The following is a 17,672-nucleotide window of genomic DNA, read 5'->3' as shown; positions in this document are numbered from 1 at the left end:
GAGAACATACGATGACTAAAAGAGGCCGACTGAACGCGTTCAGTTTTTCCAAATGGATCGACGAGCACCAGCACCTGTTGAAACCCCCGGTCGGCAATCAGCAGATCTGGGAGGACGCTGACCTGATGGTGACCGTGGTCGGAGGTCCAAACCAGCGGACCGACTATCACGACGACTCGGTTGAGGAGTTTTTCTACCAGTTGAAAGGCGACATGGTCCTCAAGGTCATCGACAACGGAGATTTCTATGACGTTCCGATCAAGGAAGGTGAGATCTTCCTCCTGCCGCCTCACGTGCGCCACTCTCCGCAGCGTCCGCAAGAAGGGTCGATTGGACTTGTGGTCGAGCCAAAACGCGATACGGGGGAAGTGGATGCGTTCGAATGGTACTGCTTCGAATGCCACAACCTTGTGAAGCGAGTTGAGGTCCATCTGAACAGCATCGTGACCGATCTCCCGCCGATCTACAAAGCGTTCTACGAAGATGAGGGCGCGCGCACGTGCAGCAAATGCGGGACCGTCCACCCAGGCAAGGCTCCGCCCGCTGGATGGGTGTCGCTATAGCTCGGCCGAGGGGAGACTGCGTGGTGTCAGAAGATATTAAGAGCACACGAAATCGGCTGCGAATATGCCTTGTCGGCTCCGGCGCGATCGCGCGTCGGGTGGTCGAACTTCTCGGACCATCGTCGACCAGTTCAATTGAGCTGGTCGCGATTGCGGTTCCCCCAGGGGTGAAGCGCCAGTCATGGTGGCCCGAAGAAACCGTACAGATTTCCGACCCCAACGCCCTCGCAACTCTCGACGCAGATATCGTCTTGGAAGTGGCCAGCCGCGAAGCCGTGAGCCAATGGGGCTTTCACGCACTGAAGGCCGCGCGAAAATTCGTGATCTGCTCTGCGAGCGCGCTAACGGACGATCATCTGAGAAGTTCTCTGGAGAATGCGGCACGCAGCTTCGGCTCTCAACTTATTCTCGCCCACGGGGCGTTGGGGGGACTGCACGCTCTTTCGGCGGCGTCGACGCTTGCGCTGCACGAAGTCGTTCACTCCATCCGCAAGCATCCTGATGCCTGGAAGGGAACGCCAGCCGAAGCCATCGCCGACCTTTCCAGTCTTAAGGAAGCTTTGACGATATATGAAGGGGGTGCGCGTGACGCGGCCTCGTCGTTTCCCGCCAACGCCAATGCCGTCGTCATTTCGTCGTTGGCTGGGCTCGGTCTGGACCGGACGAGGGTGCAGCTTGTCGCCGATCCCTCTGCGCGACGAAACATCCACAGTATCCGGGCGATCGGAGTGTTCGGCAACCTCGATCTCACGATCGAGAACGAACCAATGCAAACCAACCCCAAGACTTCGGAAATGACAGCACTCAGCCTCGTTAGGCTATTGGAGTCTGAAATGTCCTCACTGGTCGTCTAACTGGAGAGTTCCCATGCGCGAGATCGCACCATCCATTCCCCATCAGCTGCGGCTCGACGGAAGACGTATCCTCATCACCGGCGCCGCGGGCGGCATCGGCGCCGCAACAGCGCGCGTCTGTTTCGAACTCGGCGCGACAGTCCTGCTCACGGACACGTCAAGTTGCGAGGTGCTCGCCGCGGAATTGACGCGGGATGGGAAGCCGGCGTCATGGACCCAGACCGATGTAACCAATCCGCTTACCCCCAAGCAGCTCGCCGAATGGTGTGGCGAACTAGATGCTCTCATTCTAAGCCACGGGATCTACAAGGCGATCGACTGGGATAGCGAGGATTGGGACGAACAGACCTCGATTGCGTTCGAAGTCAACCTTAGAGCATCCATGCGTTTGGCTCGAGAGTTCGCAAACCAGATGGCGAGGAAAGGCAACGGCCGCATCGTATTCGTCGGGTCGGTCGCCGCGCTTACGGGTGGCACCTTCCCGGGCGTCGGCCCACACTACGCTATAAGCAAAGGTGGAATTCATACGCTCGTCCGCTACCTGGCCGCGCGCTACACGCCATCGGGATTGCTTATTAATGGCGTTGCTCCCGGAACCATCGATACACCTATGTTGAAGGACATCAACCTTGAGCAGGCGATCGCAAGGCAACCGCTGAAGCGGGCAGCGAAACCCGAAGAAGTTGCTTGGCCAATTGCATTCCTTTGCAGCCAGGGAGCGAGTTTCATCTCGGGGGCCATCCTCGACGTAAATGGCGGAAACTACATGCGTCCATAGCCCATTTATCAAAAACCCGTTCTAGGCGATGTCTTGTCATGGTCGGCGAATGCTTCGCGGCACTTTCCGCACTTTGCTACTCACTGGCAGATGCGTCGATCGTGAGAGGCGGCCCGACTAAAAAGGGTAGCAGCGGCGTGCTGCTATCAAGCCTTTTGACCGCAATCATTTCGTCCATGCTGTGGATTTCGGTCGGGCTACCCTTCGGTGAATTTCTCGATCTACCAGGGAAATACGCTGCTCTCGGATGGTTTACGTTAGGCGGCGTTCTATCGACCGGACTGGCCAGAAGCATGGCCTTTAAAGCAACAGAAATTTCCGGCGTCGCCAATTCAGCCGTCCACCGACGATTAATTCCGGCGTTTTCGATTGTATTTTCGCTTATTATTTTTGGATCTTCAGTTTCAAATACAGAAATTCTGGGAATTACATTAATAGTATTTGGAGTCTACTCAAGCGCGATCGGTTTAGCAAAAACCCCAGCACTAGAGGATAGAGATCGTACATTCGGAATACGCCAATCTGCAAACCGTGGGATAATGTTCGGGCTCTTCGCTTCGGTATTTTACGCCGGTGCCTATTCCGCCAGGAAACTCGGCATGGAGGCTTGTCCGGATCCAGCATTCGGGGCGTTCGTTGGCAGTCTTAGCGGAATGATCTGGTGTTACGCACAGCGCCGATTGGGGACAAGCACAGGCGAAATGACCGAGGCAACCGGCGGTGGCGCTAGCCGCTGGCAGTTCTTGGCGGCTGCGTGTGTTTCGCTTGGACAGTTGCTGCAATTTTTCGCGCTTCGGCATACCGACATGGTCATCGTGGCTCTCATCGGATCGCTGGAGATGCTGGTTGGACCACTGCTTTCCTCCATTGTCTTTCGTCAGGAAAGGTCATTCGGCAAAGGCAATATCCTGGCCGGTCTCCTATCGCTGGCTGGCCTGGCGCTCATCGCTGCCCGAGCATTGACCGACTGAAACATGAGCCGATTGCCACCGGCATTGCACGCGCACGACCGCGCTTTGGCAGAACGCATGGAAGGAGACTGAACGATGCCGCTCGATTCAATTCTGATGTTTATCCCAGCATGTTTCGCGCTGAACATGGTGTTCGGACCAAACAACCTGCTTTCCTTAACGAATGCCGCACACCATGGAATGGGCTATGCCATAGCGGCCGCGGTCGTTGGCAGGCTTCCCGCATTTAGCTTGATGATCCTCGCCACAGCATTAGGGCTTGGGGCAGCGATGATGGCCTCAGAGCTACTGTTCTCGATGGTTAAATGGGGAGGGGTCATGTATCTCCTTTGGATCGGCTACCGCCTTTTGACCGCGCCCGAATCTCCGACCGCTGCAGATGTGCCACTCGACGGGCACGTCAAGCCACTCAGGCTGTCAGCCTCGAGAGAGTTCATCGTCGCCGCCGGCAATCCAAAAGCGATGCTGGTGTTTGCAGCTTTCTTTCCGCAATTCGTCCAGGACGATGCCTATTGGCAAAGCTTTACAGTGCTGGCGGGCATCTATCTGGCGCTCGAGGTGGTGGCGATCGTTGCGTACGCGTATGCAGGAAAGCGCATCGTGGGCATAATGCGGACCCCCGGGGCGAGACGCCGACTGAACCGGATAAGCGGTTCGGTAATGATGACGTTCGGTGTATTGCTGGCATTCAGCCGACGCCCTCAATAACGCACTACCGAGTACCCCAACCAACGCCAAACAAAGCGACCGGGCAAAAGAAGCGGGCGGCCAGAGTTATCGCCGGTTCCCATTTTCGAGCTTTGTTGTTGGTGCAGGGGCGAGCACTCGTAGAGACGACCAAATCGACGGCAGCCTGATCAAGGATGGTGCGCTTGCCGCGCTATGCTTGTGCTGCACCGGTGCCCATGACGCGCGGCTTTGGATGGCTCCCCTTCCCTTTCAGCAGTCCGCCGACCCCGAGCCCCGCGATTTCCTGCGGACTTGGCCAACAACCGGCAAGTACGCGCCTTAGCACCCAGTCGAAGCCATTTTCGGTAGGACTGCGCGCGCAGCCAGGCGCCCCGATTATCGGCAAAGTGCCGATACACCCAAGTACGATCAGATTTCCAGGATCCACCGGCATGCCGACCTGGGCGACATGACCACCAGCGCGTCGGATTGCAGCCGGGACAACATCGTTCGTATCCGCCACAGCGGAAGCGCCGAAGATGACAACGAGGTCGTGGTCCACCATCAACTCGCTTATGGCACCGGCCACTGCTTCTTCGGCATGCGCAACACGACGCTCACTGGCGAGCTGACTTTCGTACTGCTGAAAGCGGGCCGCCAAAACGGCTTGGGTCTTGTCCATGGTTAGGCGCTTCAATGAAGGCAATTCTGTCGCAATCAGCGCCGCCCGGCGGGGGATGAAGGGCCTGACATGGAACACCGGCCACGCGCACAAGAAATCGTACGCCTGCTCTACAACCGAACCTGCTACCGCAAAGGGTATTATCTTGAAGGTGGCGAGCAAGTCACCTGGCTGCACCGGAGTACCATCGCCAAGGCAGGCAAGAGCGATGGACGGATCAATGCCGTTCAGCCGGTCAACGGCTTCACGAACGGCAACGAAAAGCCCCCGAATTCGCGAGTAGACATTTACCCGGCCGCCCGCCGCCGGCGACAACCTGATCTGGGGGCTGACGACAGCCTCGGCTATTCGCGTCGCCGCTTCATTCTCCAGGACTTCACCCAAGTCTGCGCGCGCGACGACAATTTCGTCGGTGCCCTCCCTTGCAAGCGCCGCGACATCGGCCGAAGTCAGCACGTGCCCCTTCAGCAGTCGGCTCCCGCCGGCTGACGTGGGGTGAACTAGAACCGCACCTTCTGCCTCTGATATTCTGACGAAGCCGAACTTCATTGAGTACCCCAGCGTCGTTCACTGTTCCTGCGCACTACAGAGCATGGATGGTTCGCACCAGGATAAACTGCGGCGGCGCATGGACCTGGCGCATCGATGTCGAGCCCGATGGGAGCACCGGCCCGCGTGATGGAACTTACCGCCAGGCCGAGCCGGCCGCCGTCAAAAGCGACCTGGCTACTCACTGGTAAAGAAGCGTAGCCACGGGTTGCGTTACCGGTTCCCCTCGAGATCCGGTACGCCCCCTCGATCCAGGCCTTGCCGATCAAAATTGCTCCAAGGAATGGATAGCTCTGCGCATGGTGCCCGCCCCCACCCCAGATGAATTTTCGCCGGACATTGCGGATTTCGCTTACACTTTTCGCACGTACAGGTTTCGCTCTACGGCTCGTCCAGCGCGAGAGATGAGCGAACAAGAGGACCAGAAGACCGCATAGACAAAGATGAACATCTCTGGCGCAAAGCCATTCCATTCCTGCGTGTTGATTGAGGCGTTCGCAGCTCCAAGGAGCTCGTAATAGCCGAATGCGAGAATGAGTACGGTGTCCTTGAACACCATCAGGCTGATGTTCATCAGGGCTGGAAAAGACAGCGCCACGACCTGTGGGAGAATGACTTCGAGATAAACGGTCGGCGATTTCATGCCGAGCGATATTGCCGCCTCGCCCTGCCCCTTGGCGAAGGTCAACAAGGCTCCACGTAAAGCCTCGGCATAGAATGCAGCGGCCACCAGCACAAAGCCCAGCATGATCCGGAAAAACATGCTTTCTCCGACCCACGCGGGCAGGACATACGGCGAAACCACGATAACGATGAACATCGTTACGACGCTTGGCAAAGCGCGCAGAGTTTCAATCACGACCATGCACGTGGTCGACAGCAACGAGCCACCATAATTGCGCCCGAAAGCCAGAAGCGTTCCGAGGGCCAGCCCCAAAGCCACGCCGCCAAAGGCAACGGTCACCGTCAAAGTGAACCCGGTCCACAGGCGTGAAGGGACATTCGCCAGGACAAGGCCGTCGCCCCGAAGCAAGCACACTGAGACGACGAACGCGAGGAATATCGCGACATAGACCCGTGCCAGCTTTTCCCTGACAAATCTGACATGCGTAATCAATAGAACCACGCCCACGGCGATCAGGATGACTGCAATCGCGCGATAGAACTGCTCCGGCGGATAAAATCCGAACAGCAGGAACTGCAGGCGAAGCCTGATGAATGCCCAGCACGCGCCGGAGGCGGCAGCGCATGCCTCAGCACTCCCACTCCATACCGCATCCAAGACAGCCCATTGCGCCACAGGCCAGAGGACGAACGCCGCGCAAATCCCGAGAACCGCGACTCCTAGTCTTTGCGACAGCAACTGATTTGACTTTGACATCGCTCGTCTCTCACCTATTCCAATATTTCAATTTGTCGTTGACCAGGTTCACCACCAGCGACAGCGACCCACAGATCACCAGGAAATACAGGCCCATCAGCGACAGGCACTCAAGTATCCGGCCCGACGACGACATGGCCAGGCGCGACACGGAAAAGAGTTCCGTGTAACCGATCGCCACACCAAGAGACGTCGCCTTGATAATCACGAGATGCGTGTTCAACGCGGAGGGAAGGCCAAACCGCAAAGCGAGCGGGCCCACGACAAACCGAAACCGATCGAACGCGTGCAAGCCAAGGGCATGTGCGGCATCGATAACGCCTTTGTTGATCGACAGGATTGAGCCCCTGGTGATCTCGGCGATTTCTACCGAGTAGTAGATCGAAAGCGCCGCCGTCAGCACCATGAACTCGATCGGTACCGTCGCGCCCCCCGTGAACCCAAATTTCCCCCGGACAGGAGCGGTGACATCGAACACGAGCGCGGACAAGGCAACCGCAGCGCCTGCCGCGATGGAAAAGCGAAGCCACTTGCGCACTGGGATAAAAAGCGCAGCCACAGCCACGATTGAAAGAACGATCGCAACAAGCGGCTCTACATTTGCTGCAAAGTCGACCGTTGGTATCGCGACACCTCTGTTGGAGAGATACACCAGGCCAAGGATATCGATCGCCTTCGCGGGCTTGGGCAGCGCGATACCAATGAAGTAGAAAAGCAGAATGACGAAAAGAACTGGCACGTTGCGAAAAGCGCCGACATAGAAGTTGTACAGCCAGTTTACGACCTTGTTCCGCTGCACACCGACGAGACCGATCAGCACGCCGAGAAGGCTCGACAGGACGATGGCGATCAGGCCCACGGCTAGAGAGTTTCCGGCTGCGACTGCAAATGCCAATGAATACGAATAGGATTCATCCCATGGCACCAGCGTGCTTGAGATCACCAATCCGGAGGGCGCGAGGTAGAAGGAGCTGTCTACGGCTCTTGTGATGCCGATGACGGCAATGAGGACGTAAACCGCCAGCAACGTATATTTTTTGGTAGCGTCAGTCATAGCTAGAGGATCTGCTCAAGAAACTTCCTCGAGCGATCATGCCGAGGATTGGTGAAGAACGATTTGGCATCATCGACTTCTATGATCTGCCCTTCGTCCATGAAAACGATCCTGTCGGCCACGCTTTGCGCGAAACCCATTTCATGGGTCACGCAGAGCATTGTCATCCCCTCGTCCGCCAGAGCGATCATCGTGTCGAGAACCTCCTTGATCATCTCGGGATCGAGCGCGGATGTCGGCTCATCGAACAACATGATGCGAGGCTTCATGCAAAGGGCCCGGGCAATAGCTGCCCGTTGCTGCTGCCCACCGGAAAGTTGGCCCGGATACTTGCGGGCCTGATCAGGTATCTTGACCTTGCTGAGGAAATGCATGGCAAGCTCTTCCGCTTGCGACTTAGGCAGCTTGCGGACGCGCATGGGAGCGAGACAGCAATTTTCAAGAATCGTCAAATGCGGGAATAGATTAAAGCTCTGAAAGACCATTCCGGCCTCGCGCCGAACTTCGTCGATCTTCTTCATGTCATCCGTGAGCTCAATCCCGTCTACGACAATCTTGCCCTTCTGATGCCGCTCCAAGCGATTGATGCAACGAATTAGAGTAGACTTCCCGGAGCCCGAACGACCACAGATGACAATCTTCTCGCGCTGCGATACCGACAGGTTGATGTTCTTCAAGACTTGGTACTCGCCATACCACTTGCCAAGGTCGGTGATTTCTACGGCCAGAGTGCTGGGCGAAATGCTCGCAAGACCGAAATCTGAGATCGTCGTGTCGCGAAACTTCGAAACGTTCTGGGTTTGAATACTCATTGCAGTGAGCCCTATTAAAGATGAGCGCTGGCGGTGTTGGCCGCCAGCAAGTATTCCTGCGCGTCCGATCTAGAAGTGCGGCGAAAACAGCAGGCCGCCATCTGTGACAAGAGCATTGAAGCCGGGTTCAAGCTTCGTGGGGCTCTTCATTCCCAGATTGCGGTCGTAGATCTGGGAGTAGCTTCCAACCTGCTTGATGAGATCACGAGCCCAGGATTCCGAGAGGCCCAGCAACTTTCCATGCTCGCCCTCTTTGCCGAGCAGTCGCCGAGCCTCTGCGCTTGTTGCCAGCTCGAACTGTTCATCGACGTTGAGCGAGTTGATCCCGAACTGGTCTGCGGCGATTGTGGCCGAAATCACCGCTCGAACGATGTTGTCCCATTGCGGGTCGCCTTCTGCGACCATGGGTCCGGCGGCGTCGATTGAGAACAAGTCGGGGAGGATCACATGGTCGTCCGGATCGGCATAGCTCGACCTGTATCCCGCAAGCAAAGCAGGCTCGGTCGCAAAAGCATCGCAACGCCCTTTCGCATACGCCTCGGACACCGCCGTCATCGTATCGAAAGGCAACGCTTTAAATTGCAGGTCCCGCGAGCGAAACCACTCTGCAACCGTGCTCTCATCCGAACTGCCGGAAATATGGCAGATAGTGGCGCCGGCCAGGTCGGAGAACTGCTTGATCTCGTTCTCTTTGCGCGTCATCACCGTGATGCCAGAGAACAAATACACCGCCGGAAAATTGACCTGCAGGCCGGTGTCCCGCTCGATACGATAGGTGTGCGACGTCGTCGCGATGTCGATCTCGCCTGAGCGAAGCGCCTCATACGACTGAGCCCAGCCGATCGGCAAGATAGCGACTTTTTCTGCATCACCTAGAACGGCCGCAGCAACTGCGCGGCAGAAGTCGACCCCGAACCCGACCCACCGGTTGTTGTTGTCCAGGCTATGCCAACCCGGCGTCGGATCCCCAACGCCGCAGCGCAACTCACCGCGTTCCTTTACTTTTTCCGACACCGTCGCCGCTTGACTGTTCGATACAGCCAGCAAGGAAACGAACGCAGCAAGTCCGACCATGTAGTTTTTCATTTCAACCTCCCAGTATCACGTAAGATCCACAGTTCGTGCGCGTATATTCTGTGAATTGGCGGCACTCGAACCATCATTTACAATCCAGCTTCAGAACATTCCGGGTATCTCCTGCCTCCGTGCTCGAACAACTCTTAGCGTTAGAACGCGATTCGGTGAGACACGTTCTTAATGGACATGTATTGGTGTAATCCCTCCATGCCCCCTTCACGCCCGTATCCGCTTTCCTTGACGCCGCCAAACGGCGTCTCGGCGACAGAAGCCTCAAGGGTGTTTATGGACAGGTTTCCAGCCTCGATTCTTTCGGACAGCAAGTGAACGTTGCGCGCAGAGTGCGTGAACGCGTATGCCGCCAGGCCGAAGGGAAGCGAGTTGGCCTTCTCGATCGCATCGTCAAGGGAGTCGACCGGGTTGATGAGCGCGAGCGGACCGAACGGCTCTTCGCTCATGGCCAGAGCATCGTCTGGAAGATCCGCGGCCACGGTCAGGGGAAAATAATATCCGCGACATTGTGGACGGGTTCCGCCCGCCAGGACGCGAGCACCCTTGTCGGCGGCATCGGTAATCAGTCTGTCCAGCGCTTCCACTCGCCGATGATTGGCCACCGGTCCCATCTCGGTGGAATGAGCAAGACCATTTCCGACGACAATCGTCTTTGCCCGCTCGACAAACGCCTTAACAAAGGCCTGGTAGCGATCCTTGTGCACGAAGAAGCGGGTTGGTGAAGTACAAACCTGTCCGGCGTTCCGTGCCTTGCGCAAGACCGAAAGCTGTGCCGCGGCCACCGGATCGACATCGTCACAAACGATGACCGGTGCATGACCTCCAAGTTCCATCAAGACCGGCTTCACATGCCTAGCCGCAATTTCGGAAAGCTGCTTTCCAACCGCCGTCGATCCGGTGAAGGCAACAAGCCGGATTTGCTGTTGCGGGATAAGGTAGCTTGAGATCTCGGAAGGCACGCCGAACACCAGGTTCAGCACGCCAGGAGGCAGCCCAGCGTCATGAAACGCACGAACGATATGCATCGCACCGGCTGGTGTTTCCTCGGCTGCCTTCAGGATGATGGAGCATCCCGCCGCAAGCGCACCCGCGATTTTGCGCGATGGCTGGCTCATCGGGAAGTTCCACGGTGAGAATGCGGCAACCGGACCGATCGGCTGGTGCAGAACCATGTATCGAATACCGGACTCGCTGGGGATTACCCGGCCATAGGTACGAACCGCTTCGCCGGCGTCCCACTCGAAAAACTCACAGCCACGCTGCACTTCCAGCCGCGCCTGCGCCAAAGGCTTGCCGTGCTCAAGAGTGAGCGAGTACGCAATTTCTTCTACGCGTTGCCGCATGATCGACGACGCGCGAATGATGATTTCCGCCCTTTTGGCCGGCGCCATGGCGCTCCACACCTTGTGACCAGCGGCAGCGGCGTCGAGGGCATCGTCCAAGTCTGAGCGCGACGCAATCGGAAGCTCGCCGAGCACACTTTCATCGGCAGGATTGAGGACAGGGAGCGTTTCCTTGCTCTTCCGCCAAGCTCCTGCAATGTAGAGGTACAACTCCGGATAGACAGTCATCGTATGCCCTGTATCTAGCTGAGCAAGAACATCCGAACGCGCGAAGTTCCCGCTGAAAGAATTTAAAAAGCAGTGCCTTTGTGGCATTGCATCGGATGTGGCGTGCTGGAAGACGATATACTTCCGCTTCCCTGGCTCACCATTCATCAGCCCTTTCCTCCTCACACTTGGCGTCGGAACCACGCGCTCGATGCTCGGCTCGAAGGCTGATGGCCAGGATTAAAGCTCCGGCCTTTATATAAATCCATCCTGAATTATCGCATTAATTTAGATGATTTCATTATAAATGAATTCGCGGCCACGCCGTGCATCAGGGCCGCGCCGTTGAACTACAGCAGGCGTGCACACCAATCTGCTTCGCCAGGTGCTGGCGGCGATCGGCGCACCCGCATGCCAATTGCGGTATCGGAACTGACGGGTTGTCGGGCGTTAGTTGAACGCAACGATACTTCGCCCGACCGCAGGCACCTGCGATCGGGCGTGGCATTGCACGCGAATGCTGCGACTAGGCGTCTGGATGCAGCGGCAACACCCGTGATCTGCGGCCGGTTGCCGCCGCAAGCGCGTTGGCAACGGCAGGACCTACGGGAGGCACACCTGGCTCCCCTGCCCCACTAGGCGGCGCGGTTGACGGGACGATATGCACCTCGAGCTTGGGTAGCTCGCTCGATCGAAGTACTCGATAGCTATCGAAGTTGGTCTGATCAACGACGCCGTCGGTGAGGGTTATCTTGGAGTAGAGGGCCGCGCCCAGGCCAAAACCAATACTCCCTTCCACCTGCGCCCGTACCTGATCGGGGTTTACGACTACACCGCAATCGATAGCCGCCACGATCCGCTTAATCTCGAAAGAGCCAGCTTTGTCGATTGCGATTTCGGCGACCTGCGCGACGAGGCTGCCGTAGGTTTCATGGACCGCTATTCCGCGGAAATGTCCGGCAGGGAGCTTTTTGCCCCATCCCGCCTTCTCCGCCGCCAACGCAAGTACGCCACGATGACGAGGTTGGTCTTGCAACAGCTTTAGTCGATATTCCAGCGGATCCTCGTCAGCGGCTGTCGCTAACTCGTCTACCAATGTTTCCATGACGAACGCGTTGTGGCTGTGACCAACGGAACGCCACCAAAGAACCGGAACACCGACCTCCGCCGTGGTCACATCCAGGCTGAAGTTGGCCAGTGGGTAAGGCGTGTTGGCCGTGCCCTCGGTCAAGCTTGGGTCGACGCCATTTTCAACGTAGTTTTCGTACTGCGTGCCCATCAAGATCGACTGTCCAACAACGCGGTGCTGCCAAGCGACCGGTAGGCCGTCCGCAGACACTCCGACTTTGACGGAATGCAAACACATTGGCCTGTATCGGCCGCCAGTCATATCGTCCTCACGGGTCCAAAGCACTTTCACCGGCGCACGCCATCCGATCGCCTTCGCACACTCGATGGCCTCGACCACGATCTGGGCGTCGGGTGTTCCACGACGTCCGAAGGCGCCGCCCGCTGAAAGGACGTTCATCTTCACCTTTTCATGGGGAAGCTCGGCATGGCGGGCGGCGATTACCTGGTAGTGATCCGGCATCTGGAACCCGCCCCAAAGCTCAAGGCGATCGCCTTGAAGCCAGACAACACAGTCAAGCGGCTCCATGGCGGCGTGCGCGAGGTATGGGAACTCATAGGTCGCCTCAACGGTTTTCGCCGCCACCTTCATGGAAGCCAGCACATCGCCGCGCGAGACAGCAGTCACCGACGGTGGCTGCAAGACAGACTGGCGATATTCGGCGAACAATTGGTCGGAACTGCGTTGCTCCGCGCCGGAGAAATCCCACTCTACCTGAAGCGCCTCCCGCCCTTTCATCGCCGCCCAGGTGTTATGCGCAAGAACTGCGACGCCGTTGGCCAGAGGCACAACGTCGACCACCCCAGCCACGGCTCTGGCACCAGCGGCATCATACGTCTTGACCTTGCCACCGAACTTCGGTGCATGCAGGACCATGGCCGTCAACATTTCAGGCAGTTCCACGTCGATCGTGTACTTCTGTCGGCCATGCGATTTATCAAAGCTGTCCAGCCGCCGAAACTTCTCCGTGCCAATCAGTATCCAATCCTTGGGGTCCTTCAGCGAGACCTGTAACGGCACGGGAAGCCGCGCTGCCGCATCCGCCAACGCGCCGAAGGAAGCGCTTAGGCCTGAGGGATGCGAAATCACGCCATTGCTGACCTGCACCTCGTTGGCCGAGACACCCCACTCTTTCGCGGCCGCGCCAATCAGCATTGCGCGCGCAGTCGCGCCCGCAAGACGATACCTCTCGAACGAGGACATGATCCCGGTCGAACCTTGCGTTTCCTGCATGGTGCCGCCCGTTGCGAGGTTCGCGTAAAGTTTGGTATTGCCCGCGGCCCCCTCGGCGCGCATCTGCGCGGGGTCGGCATCGAGCTCCTCGGCAACCAGCGTCGCAATTCCCGAGGTGATGCCCTGCCCCATCTCGACGTGCGCCGACAGGATGGTAACGCTGTTGTCGGGCGAGACCCGGAGATAGGCGTCGAATGGCGTGGCCGCCCCGCCGGCGGCATCGGGCGTGCCGGCACAGGCATTCGGGAGCCCGAGGGTGAGACCGGCTCCGGCTGCCCCAACGAATACAAGGAAGCTGCGCCTCGTGAGGCCCGCGCGCTCTTTCGAAGGTCCGGACATCACTCACCCCCCATAATCTGCGCGGCTTTCTGAACACCTGCCTGTATTCGATGATACGTGTTGCAACGGCACAGGTTTCCGTCCATCGCAGCTGTTACGTCTGTGTCGCTGGGATTGGGGTTGTCCGTCAGGAGCTCGACAGCGGTCATGATCTGGCCCGACTGACAGTATCCGCATTGAGGAACATCGAGCTCTACCCACGCGGCGCGCACAGCATCTGCGACCTTGCCGGAAATCCCTTCGATGGTGGTCACCTCCTGTCCCTCGATCGAAGACGCGGGAGTAATGCATGAACGGATCGCTACGCCGTCCACGTGCATCGTACATGCTCCGCACTGGGCAGCACCACAGCCGAACTTCGTTCCCTTCAACCCGAGAACGTCGCGTACGAACCAGAGCAATGGCATCTCTGGATCGCCATCGAAAGCATGTTCAGTTCCATTGATATTGAGTTTCATGGCTTGTTCCCTCCACCGAGGTCTGAACCCTCGATTTTGTTCGTAAGTTCTCTCCAAACGTGTCGGACAGATGCCCACAAAGCAGCCTCGGCTCCTGCTGGTCACAGATGAGCGAGACCGGGTTTGGCGCATAGAACGCCGAACCCGGCCGCTCGGAGCGTGGGCTAAGGTCTGGGGGTCAAGTACTCCGAAGCGACGTCGTGGCTGCTAACGCGTCAGAGATCCTGAATGGGCCGTGCTCGAAAGGCTTTGTGGCAAAAGGATCCACAAGCCTCCATGGGATCTCAGCCGGAACATCCAAGATTGCTGACGCGAGCGCATCATCGGCGGCGTGGATCTATCGTTCAATCATGCTTTATAGTATAAATTAATCGCCGAATCTTATGGACAAGCTATGAAGTTTGCGATCAGACACATCGAAGCGTTTTTGGCCGTGGCGACCCACGGCAACTTTTCCACCGCCTCTCGGCATCTCAATATCGCGCAGCCGGCGCTGTCGCAGGCGGTCAAGGACCTGGAAAACGAACTGGGCGTCCGGTTGTTCGATCGAACGACAAGACGCGTGGAATTGACCGCGGCCGGTCATGAGTTCAGAGGCTACACATCCAAAATCGTTGAAGATCTTGACCACGCCGTGCAAAACATGCGCGACTTGGCCGCGCGTCGACGCGGCCGCATCAGAATTGCCGCGCCGCCGCTGCTTTCGGCCGTAATCCTCCCCTCCGCCATCGCCGCGTTCCACAACGAGTTTCCCGGCATCTCCATTGAACTGATCGATATCGGAACGGAGCAGATCGTCGACAACGTCAGAACGGGCATGGCCGACTGCGGCATTGGGACATTTTCACCGAACGAAGAGGGCATCGAACGGACGTTGCTCATGCGCGACAACCTCATGCTGTTTTGCATGAAGGAGCATGAACTCGCGCAGCAACCAACAATCAAATGGTCTGATCTGCGCGACATGCCACTTATTGCCCTGACGCGTCAAAGTGGTATCCGCCTGTTGGCTGATGTTGCGATGGAATCGATCGGGATGCCCCTCAAGCCTGCGTTCGAAGTGTCCCTCATAACCACAGCCTTGGCGTTTGTCGAAGCTCGTATCGGGGTGTCCGTCCTTCCAACATATGCGCTCGCGGCGGCAAAATCCGACGGCATCATTACCAGGCCTCTCGTCGAACCGACCATGACCCGCGACATCGCACTGATCCATGCGAGCGGCCGATCTGCGTCGCCCGCCGTGGTTTCCCTCCTCGGGATATTGCGTTCCTACACGCAGCGTCTCAATCCGGCGCCTCAAACTTGAGCCGCCTCAGACCGGCCGGCGATGTCTTGCGGCGAACACAAGGGGGGAAACGGACGTTCACTCTATCGAAGCCGGCCACAGACTGGCGCTTGATGCTATAGGTCGCCACTAGAACACTGGCTGGTTGAACCCGATAAGCAAGCTGCCCGATTGAGCCTCGTTTTTGATCAATCTACCAAGGCGGCCTGGCGCTCACGCTGCATCTGACCCGTCAGCTTGACCGCACCAAGGACCGGCGGATCGTGCACGAGGAACGTTATGAGACCGTGTCGCTGCCGGACGTATCGGCTCACCCAATGGAAGAACTGCGGCTGGTACCGCCTCCCATCTCCCGGTTCCGCCAGTCGCGATCACCGGCTTGCTCGCTCGTCTCAGCACGGCCGAACGTGCGTAACCGGCCTGCGGTCTCAATTGCGCAAACAACGGGGCGACCACCTTCAGCATAGGGTGAGATGAGGTGGATGACGCTTGAACCACAGCTTCACCTGTTGCGCAGACACCAACTCAGACTTAAACTTTATGCTCCGGGTTACCCCATGCTGCGTGTCGCGACTAGGAATGCTCCTCAGGCTTCTCCAGACGCGTCATCGACAGAAGGCGCTGCAAAAAAGCCTTCCGATCTTCCGGCTTGAATTGAGGCAATCCGATTGCTTCACTGAAATACAGGCCGTCAACTGCGAGCCGTATTACCTGCGCGTAAAAATAGTCGAGACCATCCTTTTCCAAGCGGTCTGACCATTTTGCATTCTCCGCAGAATACTCGGCGAGCAGTTCAATGTCAGAAGCAATTCCGGCAATCATCGCCGCAGCGATGTCATCGGCACCTTCGGCCGGAAAGCTCGTTGTAATGTACGCGCGAAGATAAGAACCTGCCGTCGGGTCGGCGGCCACCATCGCCATCGTTTTCTCCTCGAACGATTCAAGCCCTGCGGCAATCATCGCTCGGATGAGATCATCCTTTGAAGAGAAATAATGCAGCAGGCCTCCCTTACTGATGCCTGCCTCGGTGGCAACATCGGCCAGTGTCATACGCGCAGCCCCGCGTTCCATGACCACGCGCGTCGCCGCATTGACAATCAGCGCCTTGATTTCGTCCCCGCTCTTGCGAAACTTCATTATCTTTTTGGGGTCATTCATCGATCACCTGGGCTCCCTTTTGCGCCTTCTCGGCGCGAGACATAGCAAAAAGTCCTCAAGCGAGAGAACCCGTCGTTGAACATTTTCGACCGGCCAGACGGTTTTTTATAGACCGGCTGGACGGTTTGGACTATTTAGCATGTCGGGAGCTTAAATCAAAGGAGGAATTACCGTGCCGACTTTTCGATCTCTTGCACTAGCAGCCGCAGGTTTTGCGACTTTGGCAGCCACGCCCCAACAGGGGATGTCTGCGCCCCTCGGCGACACCAATGCACCTATTCGCATATCGCTGAACGAATGGACGGGGCAGAACATCACCGCCCATGTCGCAGGCCAGCTCCTCGAAAAGCTTGGCTACAAGGTTCAATATCAGACGGCCGGCTCCTTCCCGCAGTGGATTGGCATGCAGGACGGCTCAATCGATCTCGTGCCGGAACTCTGGACGAACAATCTTGGCGATATTTATCCCAAAATGCTGGCAGACAAGAAGGTTGAGGTTGTGGGCGACCTTGGCCTGAACGCCCGCGACGGTTGGGCCTATACCGATGCAACGCTCAAGGCTTGCCCGGGTCTGCCAAGCTGGAAGGCCTTGATGGAGCCAAACTGTGCGGCAGCGCTCGCCACGGCTGAAACGCTTCCGAACGGTCGTCTTCTCGACTATCCCGCGGATTGGGGAACGGCGTCCGCAAATGAAATCGCCGATTTCAATATCCCGCTTACGGCCGTTCCCGCCGGCTCAGAAGGTGCGCTGGTGGCTGAACTTCAAGCCGCAGCCGCAGCCGACAAGCCGCTTTTGATGCGCTTCTGGGCACCACACTGGATACTCACAAAAGTTAAGCTCAATTGGCTCGACATGCCCCCTTGCGATCCCAAGGACGGCCCGCGCTGCGTTCTCCCTGCACCCGTGATCAAAGTCGTTCGCTCCGGATTTGGCGAAAAGTGGCCAGCCGCCTACGCCCTCACGAAGCTTTATCAACTGAGCGCTGATGACCAGCAAAAGATGACATTCGAAATCGATCAGGACAAAAAGCCGATCGAAGACGTGGTCAGTGCGTGGCTCGACGCACACGCCTCAACATGGTCGCCCTGGATCGACGCCGCAAAGAAGTAAGGGGCGG

Annotated in this window: 16 protein-coding genes; 7 read left to right on the top strand and 9 right to left on the bottom strand. The window is 57.7% G+C overall.

Annotated elements, in window-relative coordinates:
- The first annotated feature begins 11 nt into the window (after nt 1–11).
- The 5 genes from LAC81_RS36295 (at nt 12) to LAC81_RS36275 (ending at nt 3,874) form a co-directional block, all read left to right on the top strand.
- Complete coding sequence (locus LAC81_RS36295; protein ID WP_113536276.1) at nt 12–563, top strand: 3-hydroxyanthranilate 3,4-dioxygenase; 552 nt, start codon at nt 12–14, stop codon at nt 561–563.
- 23 nt (nt 564–586) lie between these two features.
- Nucleotides 587–1,417, top strand: coding sequence for an aspartate dehydrogenase (locus LAC81_RS36290; protein WP_223731009.1), 831 nt, complete (start codon nt 587–589; stop codon nt 1,415–1,417).
- Between the two features lie 13 nt (nt 1,418–1,430).
- Nucleotides 1,431–2,195, top strand: a complete 765-nt coding sequence (locus LAC81_RS36285) for an SDR family NAD(P)-dependent oxidoreductase (RefSeq protein WP_223731008.1) — start codon at nt 1,431–1,433, stop codon at nt 2,193–2,195.
- Between the two features lie 38 nt (nt 2,196–2,233).
- The gene (locus LAC81_RS36280; protein WP_223731007.1) at nt 2,234–3,166 is read left to right on the top strand and encodes an EamA family transporter; all 933 of its coding nucleotides are present in this window, start codon (nt 2,234–2,236) and stop codon (nt 3,164–3,166) included.
- Between the two features lie 75 nt (nt 3,167–3,241).
- Nucleotides 3,242–3,874: a LysE family translocator gene (locus tag LAC81_RS36275; protein ID WP_223731006.1), complete on the top strand. Its 633-nt coding sequence runs from the start codon at nt 3,242–3,244 to the stop codon at nt 3,872–3,874.
- A gap of 172 nt (nt 3,875–4,046) precedes the next feature.
- On the opposite strand, the gene LAC81_RS36270 is transcribed toward LAC81_RS36275, so the two are convergent.
- The 8 genes from LAC81_RS36270 to LAC81_RS36235 all read right to left on the bottom strand — a co-directional run bounded on the left by LAC81_RS36270 (nt 4,047) and on the right by LAC81_RS36235 (nt 14,111).
- Complete coding sequence (locus LAC81_RS36270; protein ID WP_223731005.1) at nt 4,047–5,066, bottom strand: molybdopterin-binding protein; 1,020 nt, start codon at nt 5,064–5,066, stop codon at nt 4,047–4,049.
- 352 nt (nt 5,067–5,418) lie between these two features.
- Nucleotides 5,419–6,447: an ABC transporter permease subunit gene (locus LAC81_RS36265; protein WP_223731004.1), complete on the bottom strand. Its 1,029-nt coding sequence runs from the start codon at nt 6,445–6,447 to the stop codon at nt 5,419–5,421.
- Nucleotides 6,448–6,457: 10 nt separating this feature from the next.
- Complete coding sequence (locus LAC81_RS36260) at nt 6,458–7,501, bottom strand: ABC transporter permease subunit (protein ID WP_223731003.1); 1,044 nt, start codon at nt 7,499–7,501, stop codon at nt 6,458–6,460.
- Nucleotides 7,502–7,503: 2 nt separating this feature from the next.
- Entirely contained in the window at nt 7,504–8,313 is an 810-nt protein-coding gene (locus LAC81_RS36255) for an amino acid ABC transporter ATP-binding protein (RefSeq protein WP_113536268.1), read from the bottom strand.
- Between the two features lie 69 nt (nt 8,314–8,382).
- A complete protein-coding gene (locus tag LAC81_RS36250; RefSeq protein WP_113536267.1) occupies nt 8,383–9,399 on the bottom strand; it encodes an amino acid ABC transporter substrate-binding protein in 1,017 nt (338 codons plus the stop codon).
- Between the two features lie 140 nt (nt 9,400–9,539).
- Complete coding sequence (locus tag LAC81_RS36245; RefSeq protein ID WP_223731047.1) at nt 9,540–10,973, bottom strand: NAD-dependent succinate-semialdehyde dehydrogenase; 1,434 nt, start codon at nt 10,971–10,973, stop codon at nt 9,540–9,542.
- A gap of 505 nt (nt 10,974–11,478) precedes the next feature.
- Nucleotides 11,479–13,653, bottom strand: a complete 2,175-nt coding sequence (locus LAC81_RS36240; protein WP_223731002.1) for a xanthine dehydrogenase family protein molybdopterin-binding subunit — start codon at nt 13,651–13,653, stop codon at nt 11,479–11,481.
- Complete coding sequence (locus LAC81_RS36235) at nt 13,653–14,111, bottom strand: (2Fe-2S)-binding protein (protein WP_223731001.1); 459 nt, start codon at nt 14,109–14,111, stop codon at nt 13,653–13,655. Before LAC81_RS36235 ends, LAC81_RS36240 begins: the two co-directional genes overlap by 1 nt.
- Before the next feature lie 394 nt (nt 14,112–14,505).
- On the opposite strand from LAC81_RS36235, the gene LAC81_RS36230 reads away from it, so the two are divergent.
- Nucleotides 14,506–15,417 carry a LysR family transcriptional regulator gene (locus LAC81_RS36230; protein ID WP_223731000.1) on the top strand — a complete coding sequence of 304 codons (912 nt, stop codon included), beginning with the start codon at nt 14,506–14,508 and terminating at the stop codon, nt 15,415–15,417.
- A gap of 552 nt (nt 15,418–15,969) precedes the next feature.
- Here the strand turns inward: LAC81_RS36230 and LAC81_RS36225 are convergent.
- Nucleotides 15,970–16,554, bottom strand: a complete 585-nt coding sequence (locus tag LAC81_RS36225; RefSeq protein WP_113536262.1) for a TetR/AcrR family transcriptional regulator — start codon at nt 16,552–16,554, stop codon at nt 15,970–15,972.
- Between the two features lie 172 nt (nt 16,555–16,726).
- On the opposite strand from LAC81_RS36225, the gene LAC81_RS36220 reads away from it, so the two are divergent.
- Nucleotides 16,727–17,665: an ABC transporter substrate-binding protein gene (locus LAC81_RS36220; protein WP_223730999.1), complete on the top strand. Its 939-nt coding sequence runs from the start codon at nt 16,727–16,729 to the stop codon at nt 17,663–17,665.
- Nucleotides 17,666–17,672 lie beyond the last annotated feature (7 nt).

It is taken from the genome of Ensifer adhaerens (assembly GCF_020035535.1).
In the GTDB taxonomy this organism is placed as follows: Bacteria; Pseudomonadota; Alphaproteobacteria; order Rhizobiales; family Rhizobiaceae; genus Ensifer.
Note: the sequence above shows the minus strand (reverse complement) of the source record. Positions and strands in the feature narration are given on the sequence as shown.

Bases quoted from the DNA above. Each gene is read 5' to 3' on its own strand.
- LAC81_RS36285 (WP_223731008.1), top strand. From the start codon at position 1,431: ATGCGCGAGATCGCACCATCCATTCCCCATCAGCTGCGGCTCGACGGA.
- LAC81_RS36275 (WP_223731006.1), top strand. From the start codon at position 3,242: ATGCCGCTCGATTCAATTCTGATGTTTATCCCAGCATGTTTCGCGCTG.
- LAC81_RS36270 (WP_223731005.1), bottom strand. From the start codon at position 5,066: ATGAAGTTCGGCTTCGTCAGAATATCAGAGGCAGAAGGTGCGGTTCTA.
- LAC81_RS36265 (WP_223731004.1), bottom strand. From the start codon at position 6,447: ATGTCAAAGTCAAATCAGTTGCTGTCGCAAAGACTAGGAGTCGCGGTT.
- LAC81_RS36250 (WP_113536267.1), bottom strand. From the start codon at position 9,399: ATGAAAAACTACATGGTCGGACTTGCTGCGTTCGTTTCCTTGCTGGCT.
- LAC81_RS36280 (WP_223731007.1), top strand. From the start codon at position 2,234: ATGGTCGGCGAATGCTTCGCGGCACTTTCCGCACTTTGCTACTCACTG.
- LAC81_RS36240 (WP_223731002.1), bottom strand. From the start codon at position 13,653: ATGTCCGGACCTTCGAAAGAGCGCGCGGGCCTCACGAGGCGCAGCTTC.
- LAC81_RS36230 (WP_223731000.1), top strand. From the start codon at position 14,506: ATGAAGTTTGCGATCAGACACATCGAAGCGTTTTTGGCCGTGGCGACC.
- LAC81_RS36225 (WP_113536262.1), bottom strand. From the start codon at position 16,554: ATGAATGACCCCAAAAAGATAATGAAGTTTCGCAAGAGCGGGGACGAA.
- LAC81_RS36245 (WP_223731047.1), bottom strand. From the start codon at position 10,973: ATGACTGTCTATCCGGAGTTGTACCTCTACATTGCAGGAGCTTGGCGG.
- LAC81_RS36260 (WP_223731003.1), bottom strand. From the start codon at position 7,501: ATGACTGACGCTACCAAAAAATATACGTTGCTGGCGGTTTACGTCCTC.
- LAC81_RS36255 (WP_113536268.1), bottom strand. From the start codon at position 8,313: ATGAGTATTCAAACCCAGAACGTTTCGAAGTTTCGCGACACGACGATC.
- LAC81_RS36235 (WP_223731001.1), bottom strand. From the start codon at position 14,111: ATGAAACTCAATATCAATGGAACTGAACATGCTTTCGATGGCGATCCA.
- LAC81_RS36295 (WP_113536276.1), top strand. From the start codon at position 12: ATGACTAAAAGAGGCCGACTGAACGCGTTCAGTTTTTCCAAATGGATC.